This is a genomic window from Bradyrhizobium sp. AT1 (assembly GCF_001590795.1).
Classification (GTDB): domain Bacteria; phylum Pseudomonadota; class Alphaproteobacteria; order Rhizobiales; family Xanthobacteraceae; genus Bradyrhizobium.
The window spans coordinates 4,422,395-4,425,874 of the sequence record NZ_JXDL01000001.1; the positions used below are offsets into that span (position 1 = coordinate 4,422,395).

Genomic DNA, 3,480 nt, shown 5'->3' on the forward strand with positions numbered 1-3,480 from the left:
AGAAACGGCTGATCTGCACGCCGGGGACGGCTTCGCCGAGACCGGCTTTGAACGCCGCGAAGCGCGCGATGTCGCTTCCGGCCTCGCCGACCGGATCGACCACGCCGAGGATGACGTCGTCGACGGAATCCTCAGGCAGATTGTTGCGGTCCTTCAGCGCCTTCAGCGGCACGGTCGCGAGTGCGAGGGCGGTGACCTCGTGCAGCGAACCGTCGGCCTTGCCGCGGCCGCGGGGAGTGCGAACGTGGTCGTAGATATAGGCATCTGCCATGGGGAGCCTCCTGATTGCAGTTATTGTTGCGGCGACCGCTGCGCGGTCGCGATCATTCGTGGGGCGAAAGACTCAGAACGCTTCCGCCGGCAATTCCATGATGGTGGCGCAGCCGGCCTGGATGCGCGCGAGATTGGCGGCGGTCTCCGGCAGCATCCGCTCCATGAAGAAACGGCCGGTGACGAGCTTGGTCGAGAGATAGGGCGTCGCTCCGCTCTCGGCAATCTTGGCATTGGTCACCTTGGCCATCTTCGCCCACATGTAGCCGAGCGCGACGAAGCCGAATAGATGCAGGTAATCGGTTGCGGCGGCGCCGGCATTGTCGGGCTTGGCCATCGCGTTCTGCATCAGCCAGGTGGTGGCCTGCTGGAGATGGCCGAGCGACGTCGAGAGCGGGGTGATGAAGGGCTTCAGCGCCTCGTCGCCGCCGTTCTCCTTGGCGAAGGCCATGACCTCGCCGAAGAAAGCCATGATGGCGCGGCCGCCGTCGCGCGGCAGCTTGCGGCCGACGAGGTCGAGCGCCTGGATGCCGTTGGCGCCTTCGTAGATCATGGCGATGCGCGCATCGCGCACGAACTGCTCCATGCCCTGCTCGGCGATATAGCCGTGACCGCCATACATCTGCTGCGCCTGCACCGCGTTGGCGAAGCCGTAGTCGGTGAGGAAGCCCTTCAGCACCGGGGTCATCAGGCCCATGTGGTCGTCGGCGGCCTGGCGGTCCTTCAGGTCCTCCGAGCGATGCGCGACGTCGCTCTTCAGCGCGGTCCACATCACGAAGGCGCGCGCGGCCTCGTTGAAGGCGCGGATCGAGAGCAGCGTGCGGCGCACGTCGGGATGCACGATGATCGGATCGGCCTGCTTGTCCGGCGCCTTGGCGCCAGTCAGCGCACGGCCCTGGATGCGCTCGCGGGCGTAGGCGACCGCGTTCTGGTAGGCCACTTCGGACTGCGCGAGCCCCTGAACGGCGACGCCGAGCCGGGCCTCGTTCATCATCACGAACATGCCCTGCATGCCCTTGTTCTCTTCGCCGATCAGCCAGCCGGTGGCGTTGTCGTAGTTCATCACGCAGGTCGAGTTGCCGTGGATGCCCATCTTGTGCTCGATCGAGCCGCAGACGACGCCGTTACGCGCGCCCACCGAACCGTCGGCATTGACCAGGAATTTCGGCACCACGAACAGCGACACGCCCTTGATGCCGGCCGGTGCGCCCTCGATGCGGGCCAGCACGAGGTGGATGATGTTGTCCGCGAGATCATGCTCGCCGGCCGAGATGAAGATCTTGGTGCCCGTGATCTTGAAGCTGCCGTCGGCCTGGCGCACCGCCTTGGTGCGGAGCATGCCGAGATCGGTGCCGCAATGCGGCTCGGTCAGGTTCATGGTGCCGGTCCATTCGCCCGCCACCATCTTGGGCACGTAGGTCTTCTTCTGCTCGGGCGAACCATGAACGATCAGCGCCGCGGTCGCGCCCATGGTGAGGCCGCCATACATCGAGAACGCCATGTTGGCGGAGATCTGGAATTCGTTGACGGCTTGCGAGAGCGTCACCGGCAGGCCCTGGCCGCCGAACTCCGTCGGCGCGGAGAGGCCGAGCCAGCCTCCCTCCGCGACCTGCTTGAAGGCATCCTTGAAGCCCTTCGGCGTGGTGACGCTGCCGTCATCGGCGCGCTTGCAGCCTTCGAGATCGCCGACGCGATTGAGCGGCTGCAGCACCTCTTCGGCGAGCTTGGCGGCTTCGCCCAAAATGGCTTCGCGCACGTCGCTCGACGCATCGGAGAAGCCGGCGAGATTGTCGTAACGATCGATCTGGAAGACGTCGTTGAGCAGGAAGTTCACGTCTTCGACGGGGGCTTTGTAGATTGGCATGGAGGTCTCCCGGCAGGGGGCTAGAAGGGATGATGTTGGGCTTATGATTGAGCGGCGGCAAGCTGCTCCGCCATCAGGCGGTGCAGCATGTTGATCGCCTTGAGCGGACGCACCATCACCTTGAAATGGGTGATGCGTCCCTCGGCATCGAAGCTGATGATGTCGACGCCGTTGATCTCGATGCCGTCGATGACATTCTTGAATTCGAGCACGGCGCCGTTGTCGCTGCGCCATTCGCCGACATAGGTGAAGCCGGGTCCGCCGAGCACCTGCTCGGCACTGGAAAGGTATTTGAAGGTGATGTCGCGACCACGCTGCGGCGAATGCACGACCGGGCTTTCGAACACGGCATCGGGGTGTAGGAGGTCCCAGAGCGCTGTGCGGTCGTGAGACTTCATGTAGGCGTACCAGGAATCGAGACCGGTCATTCTCAGGTGCCTCCCTAGGGCAAGGGCAAAAAGTGCGAAAACAACCCCATGCACAGTAGCGAGGAGATTGATTTCGCTGGATTTTTCAGTCGAGCCTGTGACCGGCCCGCAAGCTGCCTCATATGCACATTGACGCATATGCGTCAATGCGCATAAAGTCAAGCTGGTTGGTTAAGGTCGAAGAAGGAGGCCGGCCATGGCGCTGGGCGACGCAATCCTCGCATGCCTGACGGAACGTCCGATGACGGGTTACGAGCTCGCCAAGACGTTCGATTCCTCGATCGGCTTCTTCTGGAAGGCCGACCACCAGCAGATCTACCGCGAGCTCTCCAAGCTGCGCGACCGCGGCCACATCCAGGGCCGGGAGGTCGTGCAGACGGGCAAGCCCAACAAGCTGGTTTATACGCTCACGCCCGAGGGTAGAACAGCGCTGCGGCACTGGGCCGCGCGCCCGAGCACGCCAGCCTCGACCAAGGACGATTTGCTGGTCCGCCTCCACGCCCTCGACAGCATCGACATCGAGCCGCTGCGCGCCGATCTGATGGCCCGCCTCGAGCACCACCGCGACCGCCACGCCAATTACGAGCGCATCCTGAAGAAGCGCTTTCCCGACGGCACCGCCGAGGGAAGGCTCGACCTCGGCAATCTGCTGCTGCTCCGCCTCGGGGCCCGGCATGAGCAGATGGTGGCCGACTTCTGCGAGGAGACCCTGGAAGCGCTCTCGGCGATGACCGGCAAGGCCACGGTGGTGCCGCTGGAGGAAGCAAAGCGGGAGAAGGGCTGAGAGCTCGATCAGCGACGGCGGTGCCCAAACCTCTCCCGCTTGCGGGAGAGGTCGCGCCGAAGGCGCGGGTGAGGGCTTTCTCCTCTTGGGGGGTGTCCCATCGCGGAGGCACCCTCTCCCCAGCCCTCCCCCGC

At 64.5% G+C, this 3,480-nt stretch carries 4 protein-coding genes; 1 reads left to right on the forward strand and 3 read right to left on the reverse strand.

The genetic code is table 11. The features are described from left to right. The 3 genes from SE92_RS20605 to SE92_RS20615 form a co-directional block, all read right to left on the reverse strand. Positions 1–271 (reverse strand): thiolase family protein (locus tag SE92_RS20605; RefSeq protein ID WP_502686772.1); only part of this gene is annotated, 271 nt, incomplete at its 3' end. Positions 272–343: 72 nt separating this feature from the next. Next, the gene (locus SE92_RS20610) at positions 344–2,134 is read right to left on the reverse strand and encodes an acyl-CoA dehydrogenase C-terminal domain-containing protein (protein WP_063197909.1); all 1,791 of its coding nucleotides are present in this window, start codon (positions 2,132–2,134) and stop codon (positions 344–346) included. 41 nt (positions 2,135–2,175) lie between these two features. After that, the gene (locus SE92_RS20615; protein ID WP_063197911.1) at positions 2,176–2,562 is read right to left on the reverse strand and encodes a nuclear transport factor 2 family protein; all 387 of its coding nucleotides are present in this window, start codon (positions 2,560–2,562) and stop codon (positions 2,176–2,178) included. A 196-nt stretch (positions 2,563–2,758) separates the two neighbouring features. Here SE92_RS20615 and SE92_RS20620 point away from each other — a divergent pair, with 196 nt between their 5' ends. Then, positions 2,759–3,346: a PadR family transcriptional regulator gene (locus tag SE92_RS20620; protein ID WP_063197912.1), complete on the forward strand. Its 588-nt coding sequence runs from the start codon at positions 2,759–2,761 to the stop codon at positions 3,344–3,346. The last annotated feature ends 134 nt before the right edge of the window (positions 3,347–3,480 follow it).